The organism is Gemmatimonadaceae bacterium, assembly GCA_019637355.1.
Classification (GTDB): Bacteria; Gemmatimonadota; Gemmatimonadetes; order Gemmatimonadales; family Gemmatimonadaceae; genus Pseudogemmatithrix.
The window spans coordinates 253377-268140 of record JAHBVT010000001.1; the positions used below are offsets into that span (position 1 = coordinate 253377).

Annotated in this window: 14 protein-coding genes; 4 read left to right on the top strand and 10 right to left on the bottom strand. The window is 68.7% G+C overall.

Annotated features, from left to right (window positions below):
* Positions 1 to 441 carry a hypothetical protein gene (locus tag KF689_01100; protein MBX3131967.1) on the bottom strand — a complete coding sequence of 147 codons (441 nt, stop codon included), beginning with the start codon at positions 439 to 441 and terminating at the stop codon, positions 1 to 3.
* A 101-nt stretch (positions 442 to 542) separates the two neighbouring features.
* Here KF689_01100 and KF689_01105 point away from each other — a divergent pair, with 101 nt between their 5' ends.
* Complete coding sequence (locus tag KF689_01105) at positions 543 to 836, top strand: 4a-hydroxytetrahydrobiopterin dehydratase (GenBank protein MBX3131968.1); 294 nt, start codon at positions 543 to 545, stop codon at positions 834 to 836.
* Here KF689_01105 and KF689_01110 read toward each other — a convergent pair.
* The 5 genes from KF689_01110 to KF689_01130 form a co-directional block, all read right to left on the bottom strand.
* Positions 833 to 1714 (bottom strand): DUF4097 family beta strand repeat protein, encoded by an 882-nt coding sequence (locus KF689_01110; protein ID MBX3131969.1) that lies wholly within the window; start codon positions 1712 to 1714, stop codon positions 833 to 835. The two genes, KF689_01105 and KF689_01110, sit on opposite strands and share 4 nt — an antisense overlap.
* 92 nt (positions 1715 to 1806) lie before the next feature.
* Complete coding sequence (locus tag KF689_01115; protein ID MBX3131970.1) at positions 1807 to 2607, bottom strand: DUF4097 family beta strand repeat protein; 801 nt, start codon at positions 2605 to 2607, stop codon at positions 1807 to 1809.
* A gap of 5 nt (positions 2608 to 2612) precedes the next feature.
* Positions 2613 to 3518 (bottom strand): DUF4097 family beta strand repeat protein, encoded by a 906-nt coding sequence (locus KF689_01120; GenBank protein ID MBX3131971.1) that lies wholly within the window; start codon positions 3516 to 3518, stop codon positions 2613 to 2615.
* 2 nt (positions 3519 to 3520) lie between these two features.
* Positions 3521 to 4144: a hypothetical protein gene (locus KF689_01125; GenBank protein ID MBX3131972.1), complete on the bottom strand. Its 624-nt coding sequence runs from the start codon at positions 4142 to 4144 to the stop codon at positions 3521 to 3523.
* Entirely contained in the window at positions 4141 to 4710 is a 570-nt protein-coding gene (locus tag KF689_01130; GenBank protein MBX3131973.1) for an RNA polymerase sigma factor, read from the bottom strand. The genes KF689_01125 and KF689_01130 overlap by 4 nt, the downstream gene beginning before the upstream one ends.
* Positions 4711 to 4855: 145 nt before the next feature.
* Between KF689_01130 and KF689_01135 the strand changes: the two genes are divergently transcribed.
* Positions 4856 to 5368, top strand: a complete 513-nt coding sequence (locus tag KF689_01135) for a hypothetical protein (protein ID MBX3131974.1) — start codon at positions 4856 to 4858, stop codon at positions 5366 to 5368.
* On the opposite strand, the gene KF689_01140 is transcribed toward KF689_01135, so the two are convergent.
* Both KF689_01140 and KF689_01145 read right to left on the bottom strand, forming a co-directional pair.
* Positions 5305 to 7521, bottom strand: a complete 2217-nt coding sequence (locus tag KF689_01140; GenBank protein ID MBX3131975.1) for a DEAD/DEAH box helicase — start codon at positions 7519 to 7521, stop codon at positions 5305 to 5307. The two genes, KF689_01135 and KF689_01140, sit on opposite strands and share 64 nt — an antisense overlap.
* Entirely contained in the window at positions 7506 to 10664 is a 3159-nt protein-coding gene (locus KF689_01145; protein MBX3131976.1) for a hypothetical protein, read from the bottom strand. The genes KF689_01140 and KF689_01145 overlap by 16 nt, the downstream gene beginning before the upstream one ends.
* 323 nt (positions 10665 to 10987) lie before the next feature.
* Here KF689_01145 and KF689_01150 point away from each other — a divergent pair, with 323 nt between their 5' ends.
* Positions 10988 to 12349, top strand: coding sequence for a carboxypeptidase regulatory-like domain-containing protein (locus KF689_01150; protein MBX3131977.1), 1362 nt, complete (start codon positions 10988 to 10990; stop codon positions 12347 to 12349).
* Positions 12350 to 12379: 30 nt separating this feature from the next.
* On the opposite strand, the gene KF689_01155 is transcribed toward KF689_01150, so the two are convergent.
* A complete protein-coding gene (locus tag KF689_01155; protein ID MBX3131978.1) occupies positions 12380 to 13039 on the bottom strand; it encodes an HAD-IA family hydrolase in 660 nt (219 codons plus the stop codon).
* Positions 13036 to 13317 (bottom strand): hypothetical protein, encoded by a 282-nt coding sequence (locus KF689_01160; protein ID MBX3131979.1) that lies wholly within the window; start codon positions 13315 to 13317, stop codon positions 13036 to 13038. The genes KF689_01155 and KF689_01160 overlap by 4 nt, the downstream gene beginning before the upstream one ends.
* 442 nt (positions 13318 to 13759) lie before the next feature.
* Between KF689_01160 and KF689_01165 the strand changes: the two genes are divergently transcribed.
* Complete coding sequence (locus tag KF689_01165; GenBank protein MBX3131980.1) at positions 13760 to 14734, top strand: hypothetical protein; 975 nt, start codon at positions 13760 to 13762, stop codon at positions 14732 to 14734.
* Positions 14735 to 14764: the final 30 nt, after the last annotated feature.

A 14764-nucleotide genomic window follows, 5' to 3' on the forward strand; every position in this document is an offset into this window, starting at 1 on the left:
TCAGGCTCCTGGCGCGGTCCGCGCCGGATGACGGTAGGCGTACAGCAGACCCAGCAAGCCGAACTGCACCAGCGTGCCCGGCGCCAGGGTCGGCGTGGCCCCCCGGATCACGTTGATCCAGAACGGCATCCCGACGAGGTCGGGCTCCAACTCGCGCTCGAACTCCATATTGCTGCCGAAGTGCAGATACATCCCCACCGCTCCCGCCATCACAAGCAGCAAGGCCACCACCTGCAGTGCACGCAGGCTCTTGGGACCCTTGTCGAGCCAGTGCCACAGGATGGTCACCAGCGTGAGGCTCAGCAGTACCAGCGGCGGCAGTTGTGCGAGCTCGGCGTAGTGCTCGAGCAGGAGCAGCTCCGCGATCAACCCCACGCAGCCGAAAGCCAGCACGGCCAAGATGCCGCGACGAATGAGGTGGAGTGCGTCGGGCGATGTCATATGGACCTCCCGGGGGGACCTGCGCAGGTTGGACGTTCCGTCCCATTGAACGTAAACCCACCCGGGCACACTTTCACTGAGGCCCTCTCCCGGAGTCCGCTATGCCCCGTCCTGCGCGTCTCGACGAAACCACCATCGCCGACAAGCTTGCCACGCTACCCGGTTGGAGCCGCCACGGGGCGGCCATCACCCGCACCTTCGTGTTTGCGGGATTCCCTGACGCCGTGGCCTTCGTGGAGCGGCTCGTGGCGCCCGCCGAGCTATTGAACCACCATCCGGACGTCGACCTGCGCTACAACCGCGTCATCGTTACGCTGTCGACGCACGACCAAGGCGGACTCACCGAACTGGACTTCCGCCTGGCCGGCCTCGTGGACGGCGCGGTGGCGTCCTAGGGTTCGGGCAGCTCGTAGGCGCGTCCGGCTGCATCGAGGCGTCGCAGTTGCGCGTTGCCGTTCACGCTGCGCACGCGCACGGGCGTGGTGCCGGCGCCCAGCGTCGCGCGAATGACCTTGTCGAAGCGTTGCCCGGACCCGACCGCCGTGGGGAAGTCGCTCACCACGCTGCCGTTCGTCGTGCGCATCTCCACCGTCGCGTCAGCGGTCTCGGGGAGGAAGGCGAACACACTGCCGTTGACGGTCGAGACTTTCACGGAATCGCTGCCGGACAGCGTCGTCATCCGGGCGTCCACGTTGCCGTTCACGTTCTCCGCCTGCACCGGTCCCACGCTAGTGACGATGGTGACGTTGCCGTTGACGCCGCGTGCGCGCACTGGTGCCGTCGAGGCCGAGACGATGTTGCCCTCAACGAGCACCAGGTCGAGCTTCACGCCGGCCGGCACCCGCACCGCAAAGTGCACGCGCGCGCGCTTGCGTCCGCCGAAGCCTAGCGAGAGCCCGCGCTTGCCGAACGTGATGCGGTTGCCTGAGCTGTTGCTGGAGAAGTTGTCCGCCGTGCATCGGCCGTCGCCGACGATCGCACAAACCAAGGCGCCGGTGGCGCTGGTGTCGGCGCGGAACGACACGTCCGTGGGTTGCCTGTCATCCCCGCGCCACGTGAGGTCGCCGACGATGCGCAGCGTGTCGTCCGTGGCGGGCTCGACGGTGATTGCACCGGCAAGGTTGCGCAGCATCAGCGTCTGTCCTGCGGGCATTGCGCGCTCGTACCGGAACACCCCCTCGGCGCGATGCTCTGGTCCGGAATCATCGTCGCGGCCGCAGGCGGTGAGGGCGATGCAGCAGGCGACGAGGATCATCGAAGGGCGAAACGACATCGGCGGCTCCGGAGCGGGGAGGGAACTCCCCAATCTACGGAGCCGCCGAGCGGGCGGTTTCCTGCGCGACGCGAACCCGTCGGTTGCCCCGCCTACATCTTGCGCAGGCGGATGCTGCCGTTGGTCGTCCGCGCTCGCAGCGTCGGGCCGCCCTCGCCCAGCGTCGCCCGGATGTTCCGCGGGTTGATCTCGCCCGTGAACGTGATCGGGAAGTCGCTGGTCACCCGCCCGTTCACCGTGCTGAGGTCGAGGTTGGCATTGGCGTTGGCCGGCAGTTCGATCTCGATCGAGCCGTTGGTGGTGTGGTAATCGAGCCCCTCGCGCGGGATGACGCCGCGCACGCGGATGCTGCCGTTCGTGGTGCGCGCGTACACCGCACCCGCCGTCGACGCCGCCTCGACGTCACCGTTGGTGGTCCGGGCCCGCACGTCACCCTGCACGGCGTCCACCGACACACCGCCGTTGACGGTGCGCGCGTCCACCTTCGCGTGCGCCGGTACGCGCACGGTCATCGTCACCGAGACGTCGTCGCCGCGCCGGTTGTCACGACGCTCGCCACCCCGGATGCCGTCCTCGTCGCAGCTGGAGCCTTCGCGCCACAGCGCGCAGATGATCACGTCGCCACTCGACGTCTGCCGCGTCTCGATACGCACCTCGTCGACATTGCCGCGCCGCGAGCGCTTCTCTGCCTCCAGCGACACCGCGTTCCCACTGCCGGCTTCCACACGGACGGAACCGTTGATGTTGTGCAGGTAGATCGTACGGCCGGCCGCCAGCGTGCCCTGCCAGCGCACGGTCTCCGTGTCCTGCGCCGCGGCGGTCGGCGCCATCAGCGCCAGGGTCGCCAGCATCGCGCCGGCCTGCGCCGCGCGGCGCATCAGGTTCTTCGTCATTGCAATCACTCCCGGTCGGCCGCCGCGCTGCCGCGACGGAGGTTGATGTTCCCGCTGAATGCCCCAGCCGAGACGCGGGCGCGTCCGTCGCCGAGGGTGAACTCCATCCGCCGCCCACGGCCGGTGCTCTGGCCCGGCTGCAACGTGAGCGGAAAGTCGCTGCTGATCCGGCCGCTGAACGTCTCCAGCTCCAGCCGCGCCCCGACGTTGGCGGGCAACGCCATCGTGATGCTGCCCGAGTGGGTGTTGAGCGTGTAGCTCCCCGTCGGTGACAGGCTGCCTTCGTAGTTGATGGTGCCGGAGGTGGTCCGCGCGCGGAGGTTGGTGAGCGCGCTGCGCCGGATGCGGATCGACCCGCTCACCGTCTCGGCCGTGAGGTCGCCGCTGGCGTTCTCGAGGTCGATGCTGGTGCTGGTGCCCTCGATCGACATCCGCCCTTGGACATCGCGCAGTTCGAGGCTGCCGGAGATGGTGCGGACCTCGAGCCGCGTCCGCGCACCGTGCACCTGGATGCGACCGCTGGTCGTCCGCGCGGCCACTTCGCTCATCGTGCCGCGCACGTCGATGAGGCCGCTCGTGGAGTTGGCAATCACGCGGGTGCCGACGGGGACCTCGACCGTGATCGTGGCGCCGCTCTGGCGGCTGTTCACGGAACGCGACTGCAGCGCGATGCCACTACGGCTGGCCGAGAGGTCCCAGCGGCCGCGGTCGATGCTGGCCCGGATGCGCACATCGCGGCGGTTGCTCGCGGTGACGCGGATCTCGCCGGAGACCACGCCGAGCTGTACGAGGCCGCCCGCGTTGAGCGTCAAGGTGGTGTCGATGCGGTCCCCGTCGCGCTGCGCGGCGAGGGCCATCGGGAGGGCGCCGAGCAGCAGCAGGGCGCGGAAGGAATGCGGGAAAGCGTTCATTATCAGGTTCCCACCGGGAGCGTCACGGCGTCCCGCAGGAGGGTGAGCTTGCTGGAGTAGGCGCGCGTGAACTGCGCGCTCAGGAACTGGGAGTTAGGGTCGGTGGCCAGCGCCGCACGGCTCTCGGCGATGGCAGCGTCGATGATCGCGAGATTGCGGTCGAGCACCAGCACCGTGGTGGGATCGAGCTCGCCGCGGCGCTCGCGGACGATGCGCTGCAGCGCACCGATCTCGAGCTCCATCTGTGTCACGCTCTCGGTGAACGACGCCAGGTGGAAGGCGGAGCCCTCGTCGTCGTCGGCGAGCGCCAAGGCCGGCAGGGTCTCGATGGCGTCATCGCCGCGCGTGGCCAACTGCCAGGTCACGGCGCTGGAGACTGCGACGAGCAACGAGGCCGCCATCGCCAGGCGGAAGGTCTGCGACTGCCAGATGCGGGGCCGGAGCACTGTCGGGGCGCTGGTGATCCGCTGCTCGATGCCGCTCCAGAGGTCGCGGGAAGGCGTGAGCAGGGGCAGGCGAGCCGCTTCGGCGCTGATCGCCTCAAGCTCGGCCCACAGAGTCTGGCACGCCGCGCAGGTGGCGCGGTGCCGCTCGTTCTCGACGTCGTGTTCGCTGTGGTTGATCATCTGGACAGACTCCTCCGCAGTAGCATCCGGGCACGGTGCAGCTGCGCCTTGCAGCCGCCGGCGGTGACGCCGAGCATCGTGCCGATTTCCTCGTGGGTATAGCCTTCAACGTCGTGCAGGACGAAGACCTTCCGGGCGCCGGGGGGAAGCGCCGCGATGGCCGCTTCGAGGTCCAGCGAGAGGCCAGGGACGGGGAGCGGCCGTACATCGGAGGCGCTGATCTCGTCCATATCCTCGATGGCTTCGTCCTCGCGGTGGCGGCGGCGTCCCTCGGCCTGACGGTCGTTGAGCACCACGTTCACCGCGAGCCGGTGCAGCCAGGTGGAGAAGGCGGACTCCCCACGGAACTGCGCCAGCTTTTCCCAGCAGCGTACGAACACGTCCTGCGTCAGCTCCTCGGCCCGTCCCCGGTCGCCGACCATCCGGACGCAGACCGAGAAGACGCGGTCCACGTGGGTCCGGTAGATCCGCTCGAAGGCGCGGCGGTCACCACGAGCGGCGAGCGCGACGTCGTCGGAAGGACCGGTCGGCAGGGGGTGGGCTTGGATCGGCAGGGGTTGGGTCATTCGGCGCAGAATGCTGTACGCCGGATTGGATGGCTGGGGGTAGCGGAAGGTTTGAATCCTGCCGGATATTCCACGACACTCGCGCCCACCGCCAGCCGTAGGGCCGAATGTCCCCTCCGGAGAGTCCCCCGTGCCCGAGTATGGAATGCAGTCCGGCCAGGCGCCCAGCGCGCCGCCCGTCCCACCCCTGCCGCAGAGCCCCGGGGCGGCCACGGGGGCGACGGCCACCCAGCAGCCGAACGTGAACCTGGGCATCGATGCCCAGGCCAACGCCGAGCAGGCCATCCGGAATGCGGTGCAGGCCGCGCAGAATGCCGTCGAAGCCAGTCAGGCGGTGGTCGGGCAGCCGCAGGTGGTTCGGGTGAATCCGGACATCCCGCCCGAGGTGGTGCCGATCGTGGGAATCGTGTTTGGGAGTCTGGCGCTGATGGTCATCCTCACGCCGATCGTGCGGGGGATTATGCGGATGATCGAGAAGCGGCAGGATAGGTCGCTGGTGCGCGGCGCCGAGGTGAGCCACCAACTGCATCAGTTGCAGCAGAGCGTGGACGCGCTGGCGATCGAGGTGGAGCGGATCAGCGAGTCGCAGCGTTTTCAGGCGAGGCTGGCGGCGGAGCGGGAGAAGTCGGCGCTGCCGAGCGGGCGGGACGGGGCCTGACTTGGCTCCACGAGCAGCAGCAGAGTGTGGAGGCTGAGGCGCCCGGATTCCGAGAGTGAATCCGGGCGCTTTGTCGTGAGCGCGGCGAGGCCGTCGATGAACGCGCGGTCGTCCGGCGCCTCCCGCAGGAGACGCTGCACGTCGCGCCGATGGCCGATGCCGCGCGCCGTGAGCGCACGCTGAAGGATCTGCGCCCACGCGGCACCTAACTCGGTGCGCCGGGCGAGGGGCTCGGTCGCGAGCGCGGTGTCGAGCCGGCGCCGCAGACGGCGCGCCAAGGCATCATCAAGCGCAGACTCACCGCGCAGCGTTCGCCGGGCCGCGCGCTGCGTAAGCCAGCGCTGCAGCACGCGCCGGACGCACTGCACGTGGCGTAGCTCTAGGCGTGTGGACGCGCCGTCTGCCAACTCGATCAGCGTGAGTAGGGTCGCCGGGTCGGTCGTCACACGCCAGCGACGTCCTGTGGCGAGTCCGCCCAGCAGTTTCAGTTCTCCCGCGATGCGGACGACGGCGAGGAAGCCGGCTTGCCTTGAGCACACGGCCGCAAGGCGCTCGGTCGGGAATGGCTGACGCGGTAGCGAATCAGCGACAGGAGTCGTCCGAATCGTGAGCCACTTCGAGAGTCGGGTGCGCAGCGCGCGCGCCGCGTCGGCCGGTGCCGCCGCAGCTACGCGGGCTCGACGCTTGGCAGCGAGGCGCTCGCGCAGCGCCAGCAACGGCGCGGCCGCAGCAGGCAGGCGAAACTGCGCGATGCGCACCTGTGCGCGTTGTCCCTCGCGGAGCACTCGGCCCTCTCGTTGCTCAAGTCGAGCCGGCGTCCACGTCGGGTCCCCGTGTACGAGCGCGGCGCAGCCCTGTAGCTCCACGCCCTCGGCAAGGAGGTCAGTGGCGATCAGCAGGCGGATGCCACGCGGATCGTCCGCGCGGTACGGCGGCGCGCCGGGGCCCAATGCCGTGAGTACCTCGGCGCGCGACCAGTTCCCGCTCGCGGCGAGGACGCGCGTGCCCGTAATCGCCACGATCCCGGGCAAGTGCAGAAGCTGGCGATGCAGTGCCCGCACGGTCTCGGCGTGATGCGCCAGCACGAGTACACGCAGCGGTGCGAGCTCGTCCAACAGCGCGACGAGCGCGTTCGCACGCGCGGCGCTGTCCTGCGCGATGTAGCCGGCGATCAAGCCGCGCATACGCGACACCGCATCGAGGTGCCGATGCAACACCGGCAGTGCGTCGCGTGGCGCTTGGGTCTGAGATGGCTCGACGACGAGGTCGAATGCGAGCTGCGTTGAGTCGTCGCCGAGCACCCAGTTGCGCAAGGCGTCACGGGTAGGCCATCGACCGGCGGAGAGGCTATCCGCAAGTGCGCGGCCGCGTTGTTCGCGTCGTCGCAGGGCCGCATCGAGTGCAGCCAAGCTCGACGCCCACGCCATCGCGAGGCCGAGCGCGACGAGCGCCGTGGCACTGCGGCCGTCAGAAGTGGGGAATGCTGGCGGCAGGGAACTGATCGCGTCCGCGAGCCCGGGGATGTCGGTGGTGCAGGGAAGGTCGGGGAGCCGAACTGGCGCTCGCTGCTCCACCGATGTTGCGTCGCGCAGCAGCACGTCGCTGAGCACACTCGGCCGCGCCATCGCACGCGGCGAGAGGAACAGCGCAAGTAAGGCGTCGCGGTCAGCGCGGCGATTCACCACCGGTGTAGCGGAGAGGAGCAACACCGCCGCACCGCGGGCCAGCGACGCGATCTGACGGTAGCGCTGCGTGCCGGCGTTCCGAAGATGGTGTGCCTCGTCCACGATCAGTAGTGGCGCTGCGCGTGGAGCGAAGCCGTGGCTGAGTGCTTCGAGCGACGCAAAGCGCAATGCCACGCCGGCCCGCTCGGCGCTTTGCAACCATTGCGCGCGCACCGCCGCCGGCCCAGCGACGAGGACATCGTCATAGCGCGCCGCGACTGCCAGCGCGATGACGGTCTTGCCGGTGCCCGGCGCATCGGTGAGCAGCGCTCCGCCGTGCGCGGCGATGGCGCGGCGCAACAATGCCACTGTGCGCCGCTGCGTTGGCCGGAGCACGAAGGCACCGGTGGTCGCCTCCGCTGGGCGCTTCAACACCGCCATCGCGATGCGGGCGCGCACCGCGGCGGCGGTCGTCAGAGCATCTGCCACGAGAGCAGCGGCGCGATGGTCTCGTGCGAAAGTCCGTAGGCCTCGACCGCCGCCTCCGTGAGTTCCCAGGGGTTCGGCTCGACGCCCTCCACCGCCGCGCGGGCGATTGACGCGAGGTGTTCACGTGCGCGCGGCCAATCCTCGGGAATGGGGAATCGCGCGCAGGTCCAACCGAGGAATCGGCGGTAGCCGCCGCGCGCCGGTTCCGCGAGGACGGCCAGCCACGCGGCGGCGAGCGCCGAGTTGAGCAGGGCGGCGAGTGCGTAGGCATCGTCGTCGGTGGGCGTGCGGACCACGTAGCAGGTGTTGAGCGGCACGGTGGGATCGCCGGCCGGGAGCACCAGCGCGCGCGGACTGCGTCCGATGTCGCCCCAGACGACGCGCGCGCGGTCGTGTCGCGCGGCGTCGGTGCGGAACAGCGCCCACCACGGACCGCCGCGTCCGTCGCTGCGGCCCTCCAGTTGGCGACGCCAGCGCTGCAGTCGCCGCCCGGTGCGGTCGGGCAGGCGACGCAACGGAAGACCGCTGAGGTCGTGCGTCCAGATGATCGCGGCCTCGGCGGCCGCAGCGGTCGGTCGCCAGGGCGTGAGATGCTCGCCGCGCAGCAACGGGCGCAGGCAGGACGCCTCGATGCCCTGCGACTCGGCGTCTCGGCGCGAGAGCACGAAGGCCTCGTTGCAGCCGCACTTCACTCCGAGCTGCGGGCGCGCCAGTGCGCTGCGTGCGAGCGGCGTGCCCGCGGCGCTGACGGCATCGAAGGCATCGCGCACCTCTGCAGGCACGAGCAGCCACGGTGCGCCGACGGAGTCGTCGAGCGCGAGGCGCGCCCGCGGCAGGGCCCAGGGCAAGGGGATGTCGCGGCGGTGCGCGATGACCCTTACTTCGTCGGGCGCGGCGAGTGCACCCAGGCGCCGCGCCACGACGGCGCTGGGGTAGACGACGGCGTCGAAGCCAGCCGAGGAGTCCTGCCACTCTTCGAGGAGCAGCGGCGGTGCCAGGCTCGAGAGCAACTGACGGATTCCGCCGCCCGCCAGCGAGCCCCAGAGTTTGGCCGGCAGCAACAGCGCGATGGCGCCGTCTCGCGCGCAGAGGCGCACCGCGCGTTCGGTGAAGAGGGCGGCGAGATCCACCTGCGAGGCAAATCCTCGGCCCGCTGCGGCCTCGGTCGCGCCGGCTTCCCAGGCCGCCGCACGGAACACGGCGAAGCGCTCACGAAGCGCGGCTCGCTGTTCGGCGGGAATCGCGTGCGTGCGCACCCAGGGCGGGTTGCCGAGCACAGCGGTGAATCCACCGGCGGCGGCGACGTCAGGAAAGTGCGTGACGAACGAGAACGGCAGTGCGGCGCCATCCTTGAGCGCCGCCACCGCCGCACGCGCGCGTCGGATTGCGGCGCGCAGGCTGTCGAGGCGTGTGCGCGTCGCGCGGTCCACGCCGCGCCGTGCGCGAAACAGGTCCGGTGCCCGCGCCGCGGCGAGCAGTTCACGCCGCGCGGCAGTGAGTTGCACGAGACGTTGCGATTCTAGCCGGATCGCCTGCCGACGTTCCTCGCGCTCGAGCACCTGCCCGAGTGCGCGCTTGCGTTTGCCGACCGCGCGCGCGTAGCGCAGGCGCCGCGCCGCCAAGCTGCCGTCCGGCGGCAACCAGCCGTCATCGAAGCCGTGGCCGGCCAGTGCGTCACCCTCGCGGATGTTGCGGTCGAGGTTCGGCAGCGGTGGCAGGCGCAGCGGATCGTCATCCGGCTCCTCGACCACCACCGAGAGCCAGAGCCGGAGCTGGCAGAGCCACACGGCGGTGGGGTCGACGTCCACACCGAAGACTGACCGCGTGAGCACATCGCGCCGACGTTCCGCGACGCGCCGCGCGTCACCGGCGCGGCTGTGCAAGTCGGCCAACGACTCCAGCGCGTACACCAGGAATGCCCCCGAACCACAAGCAGGATCGAGCACCGTGACGTCCCGCAGCGCAGCAGCGAGCGCGGTGGCGTCCTCGTGGCGAAGCGTTTCGCCGTCCCAGGCGCGCAGCAGCGCGTCTTCGCTCACGCCGCGCGGCGTGAGGGCAGTGCTGAGCCCGTCGCGCGTGAGTTGGCTGATGAGCGAGGGTGGCGTGTAGAAGGCCCCCCGTGCGGCTCGGGTGCCCTCGTGCATCAGCGACTCAAAGGCGCGGCCAAGCATCTCGGGGTCCACCGCCGCCTCGCTCCAACCTTCTCGAGACTCGCGCGCCGTCAGACGATACCGCGTCAGCAGGCCGCCGATGACGCCTTCGAGCGCCTCATCGGTGAAGCGCAGGTCGGCGAAACGGCGTTCGCTCGGTGCGCGCGTGAAGAGTCCGCCATTCAGGAACGGCACCTTGCCGAAGGCGCGCGCGGCGCTGGCGCGGCGCGTCATCGGCGTGTTCAGCGTGCCGAACCACAGGGGTTCGAGGAAGCGCCGGTGCGCTTGCGTGCCGCCGCCGGCCCGCGCGGCGAAGTGCCGGCGGAGGAACTCGCGGTCGCCGTCGAGCCAGCCCCGCGCCTCGAGGAACGCGACGAACAACAGCCGCGAGGTGTGCAGCAGCGCGATGGTCCGGCGTGCGTCGGCCGGTGCGCGCCCGACGGCGCTGGTGGCCAAGGCCTGCACGTGCCCTTCCAGCTCCCTGTAGAAACGCCGGGTGAGCGCGGAGCGGCCCAAAGTCTCGCGCCATCGCAGGTGCACGAGCAGGTCGGGTGCGTCGGTGCAGGCGACCAGCGCAGCGATTGTTTCGGCGTCGCTCTCGCGGAGCTGCTGCGGGTTCAGTTGGTGCAGCGGTACGGGATGGCGCGCATCCGGCGGCGGTGCGGCGAGCACGATGCCGGAGGACTCCTGGTCGCGCACGAGCAGCAGCCAGGACCGCTCGGGCACCGCGCGCGCGAGGCCGCGACCGAGCGCGGCCACGCGTTCAGGCAGGCGTTCGCTGGATGGTTGGAGCGTGACGAGCAGGGCGCGCAGGGTGCCCGGCCCCTCGGCCACGTGCACCTTGCTGGCCAGCGTGGCGATGCCGAGCGTGCGCAGCGTACGCCGGTCGAGTGGGATGGGGTGGCCGAAGCCGAGGGCCGCTGCGAGCGGCGCGAGCGAGGTGCCGGGGCCGAGTCCGGCGAGGAGCGTGGCGGCGTCGCGGGCGGTGAACACGCGCGAAGGCTCGCTCGGCGATTCCGCGTCGCGGCATCACGGCATTGCGGGTGTCATCGTGCTTCGGACAGGTCCGGACGCCAGACCCCAAGGAGTTGTTCAGGGACGTTCAATGCTCAGTCGAGCGAAGACCTTGCCTCAGAGAGTACGCCGGCGCAAAGTCAGGGGACTTCGGAAGTGGTTGGTGAATGGGCGATATCGCGCCCTGTGGTCGCGAGCGCCGGGGTTCAATCGCAGCCCACACAGTGGGGAGGAGGCGGATGCTTCGATTGCGATTTGGGCGACGGCGCGGTGGAATTGGAGCGCGCGTCTTGCGAGCCGCAGTGCGATTCGCACAGGTCGCCTTTCTCGTCACGGCGGCTGTGCCGCTGAGTGCCCAGACCACCGTGCGCGGAGTGCTCTACGATTCGCTGCGGTACGCGGGCATCGAAGGTGCCGTGGTGACCGTTGTCGGCGATGCACGAATGGGAACCAGAACTGACGCGCGGGGGATGTTCGCGCTGGTTGGAGTCGACGCTGGCAACCACATCATCCGGTTCGTGCATCCTCGGCTTGATTCGCTGGGGCTCGAGTCCATCGATGTGCCTGTGTCCATCGATGATGGCGTGGAGGAGATAGAGATCTTTGCCGCCACGCCGAGCTTGTATCGCGCACTCAACCTCCTCTGTGGTGAGTCGCCTGAGAGCACCAATCGCGTGGTTGTTCGAGTGGCGGACAGAGCGGGTCACGCGGTCGCCGAGGCAGGCGTACGGCTAGAGTGGATTGAGACCGGATTCGCGCGATCTAGAAGCACGAGGAGCACCAGTAGCAACAGGAACGTGGCAGCTACGACCGATGAGCAGGGAATGGCGGTCGTCTGCGAAGTGCCATCGCCGGGAGCGTTGGTCGAAAGAGGACCGCAAGTAGTGCGCATCTCTCCACTTCGCGTCTCGGCAAGTCGCGGAAGCCGAAGCGCCGGTCCCTTCTCGATTGAAGAGGCTGGCCCCGGCGTTCTTGTGCTCAGTCTGGTCGCCGACGACGGCAAAGATCCGGTCACCATAGCTGGCCGAGTCGCTCAGGCCGATGGGCAGTCCGTACCGGGTGCGCGGGTACGGATTGAGGAACTCAACGTCGGGACCGTCACCGATTCGATTGGAGCGTTCCTGCTGCGGGGCGTGCCGGCACGTAGCCAGGATCTAGTGGTCTCGGCAATCGGCTATCGACCGTCGCGAGTGATCGTGTCACCTGATGCAGATGCCGTGTTTGACGTCGGAGTTGTCCACCTCGATTCGCTTGCGACCGCACTCGACACCGTCCGCATCACGGCGACCGCGTTGCCGGGCAGTGCGGCCCGCTTCGACGATCGGCGGCGCGTCCTGTCCGGCACGTTTCTCGACTCTGCTGACCTATCGAAGATGCCGCGCGTCACGCCAAGCTTCCTGGCCGGTCGGGTACCCCGCGCCCTGATCCTCAATCCGCTCGGGGGGCCACGGACGTTTGTCTTCCGCCGTCCGGGGCTCGGCGGTGAGAACATCTGCGTGCCACGGTTGTTCGTGGATGGTCAAGACCAAGGACCTCTCGATGTCGGCCAACTCGAGGAGTTGTTGGACCGAGCGAAACGAATCGAGGTGTACCGTGCGAACTTTGCGCCCCCAGAGTTCACGGATTTTGCTGGCTGCGGTGCAGTCGTCGTCTGGACCAAGTAGTTCTCGCTTACACTGCGATACGAGATCTCGTCAGCCGCGTGCCAGTCTCGCGACGAGCGGTGGCAACTCCTCCGCCCGCTCAAACCAATAGTCCGGCGCCGTCGGCTCCAACTCCGCCCGCGTGTACGGCCCCCACAGCACGGCCCCCGTGCGCACCCCGGCCGCGCGCCCCGCCTGCATATCGTGCGTGCTGTCACCCACGAACAACGCGCGCTCCGCCGGCACCTGCAGCTGCGCCAGCGCATACTGCACCGGCTCCGGATCCGGCTTGTGCCGCGTCGTCTGGTCGATCCCGACCACCGCCGCAAAGCACTCCTCGATCTGCGCGAACTTGAGCGCGCGCCGCGCCCCCACCTCCAGCTTGCTCGTCACCACCGCCAGCGCGTGCCCGTCGGCGTGCAAGCTCCGCACGGTCTCCACCATCCCGGGGTACAGCTTCAGCATCGAGTCGTGATGCAGCAACTGGTGCTCGCGGTATCGCGCCCGCAGCAGGTCCACCTCCTCGACGTCATCGGCCCAGCGCGCCAACATCCGGTCCAGCGGCGTGCCGATCAACGCCAGCCACTCCGGCACGCTGGGCCGGCGCGTACGCCCCTCGAAGGCGTATTCCATACTCGCCACCAGCAACTCAATGGAATCCACCAACGTGCCGTCGAGGTCGAACAGCACGGCATACGGCGCCCGGCTCATCGTGCGCTCCGCGACACATACCCGCGCCCTTTCCACTCCACGCGGCTGCCGCGCCACGCCGCCTCGGCGCAGATCCAACTGAAGGTCACGGCCGCCAGGGGGTACAGCAGGCCCCAGAGGGGATTGAGTCGCGAGAAGGCGTACACGCCAGCGTAGTAGACGAAGGTGAAGGCCCCGGCCGCGAGCCCGAAGATCCGCGCGCCGTCGCCGGCCACGCCGAGCTGCCAGAGCAGCAGCGCGAGTAGCGGAATGGTCCACGGGAAGATACGCGAACTCACCGGGCCGAGTGGCAGGGAGTCGCGCCCGGTAGCTGTGTGGAGCTCCCAGACGCTGGGACAACACGGTGGCGGAGTCGTTCTACTGTGCCTCAAGAAGGCGCGAAACAAGAGACACATTATTCCGAGCCGTGAACCGCCCTTGCGGATACCCGCGCGCGCATCGACGTTTTCTGCGACCGCGCTCGGCGCGGTGCCCGCCGGACGATGGGAACACACGTCGCACACGGGCGGAACGGTCGACACTTGACTGGGCGTCTACGCCCATCACATCGGATGACTTTCGAGCCTGCGAATGCGCAATAAGCTGAGAGCAGCCCTTCGTGTCGCACTGATTGGAGCGCTGCTTGCTTGCTGCCCGCCTCGACCTGCGAATTCGCAGCCAACCGTCGTTGTGCGAGGCACATCGGGGTGTCGAGCTTGTGAAATCCTCGTGACTCCGGGCGTGACGCTGGGCTCGACCGACGGGCCTGGCATCATTGAACATATCGAGACGCGCGCGGTGCGCGACGGACTCGGGCGGTACTTGCTCAAGGCCAACTTCCCGACTGCCATCAGCGTGTTCGCACCCGACGGACGTTTTCTCCGGTCGTTGGGTCGCGCGGGCGGCGGACCGGGTGAGTTCCGTGGTATCGGAAGCTTGTCTGTGCTTCCCGGCGATTCACTGGTCGTTTTCGATTGGGGGTCGAGCCGTTACTCAATCTTCAGCCCTGGGCTCGACTTTGTAACGAGCGGCCCCCTGCCGCTGACTCCTGAGCTTTCAAGTTTGGCTCTTCGTTCGGGGAAGTTCCTGTTCAACCACGCGCTCTTTTCGCCGAATGAAGTTGGGCAGCCACTCCATCTTGTCAACAGGACGGGTGCCCGAGAACGGTCTTTCGGATCGTCAACGGGCGTCTATCGCCCAGACGTTCCGTTCTTGATGTCGCGAGCGATTGCCGAGTCTAGGTCAGGGCGCGTCTGGGCCGCGTCACGTACGGAGTATCGAATCGACCTCCTGAATCCTGAGACGGGCTCGATCGAACGCACGATTCGTCGCGACGTGCCGTGGTTCCCATCGGGGATGCGTCCCGAGCCTCGGGGTAGCGCAGCGACGCTCGAACCTAAGCCGTTCATTTTCGACGTGCGCGAGGATCAGGCTGGACGGCTTTGGGTGCTCATCGCAGTGGCGGATCCTCAATGGCGTTCTGCAGTTCGGGCACCTGGCGCCGGAGATAGCCACGGCACCGTTACCAACGAGCAGCGCTACAGGGACACCGTGATCGAGGTGCTTGATACCAGCGCCGGTCGACTGCTGGCGTCCGTTCGGCTTCCGCAACACATCAAGCAGTTCGTGTCCGACAACCTTATCGGAACAGTGATGGAGGACGCCGACGGTATGCCTCGCTTCTTCACGTGGCAGTTGCAGCTCCGAACACCATGACGGATGATGCAACCTCCTGTGCGGCTCTCC

Coding starts and splice junctions, on each gene's coding strand:
- KF689_01100 (MBX3131967.1), bottom strand. CDS start 441: ATGACATCGCCCGACGCACTCCACCTCATTCGTCGCGGCATCTTGGCC.
- KF689_01105 (MBX3131968.1), top strand. CDS start 543: ATGCCCCGTCCTGCGCGTCTCGACGAAACCACCATCGCCGACAAGCTT.
- KF689_01110 (MBX3131969.1), bottom strand. CDS start 1,714: ATGTCGTTTCGCCCTTCGATGATCCTCGTCGCCTGCTGCATCGCCCTC.
- KF689_01115 (MBX3131970.1), bottom strand. CDS start 2,607: ATGACGAAGAACCTGATGCGCCGCGCGGCGCAGGCCGGCGCGATGCTG.
- KF689_01120 (MBX3131971.1), bottom strand. CDS start 3,518: ATGAACGCTTTCCCGCATTCCTTCCGCGCCCTGCTGCTGCTCGGCGCC.
- KF689_01125 (MBX3131972.1), bottom strand. CDS start 4,144: ATGATCAACCACAGCGAACACGACGTCGAGAACGAGCGGCACCGCGCC.
- KF689_01130 (MBX3131973.1), bottom strand. CDS start 4,710: ATGACCCAACCCCTGCCGATCCAAGCCCACCCCCTGCCGACCGGTCCT.
- KF689_01135 (MBX3131974.1), top strand. CDS start 4,856: ATGCAGTCCGGCCAGGCGCCCAGCGCGCCGCCCGTCCCACCCCTGCCG.
- KF689_01155 (MBX3131978.1), bottom strand. CDS start 13,039: ATGAGCCGGGCGCCGTATGCCGTGCTGTTCGACCTCGACGGCACGTTG.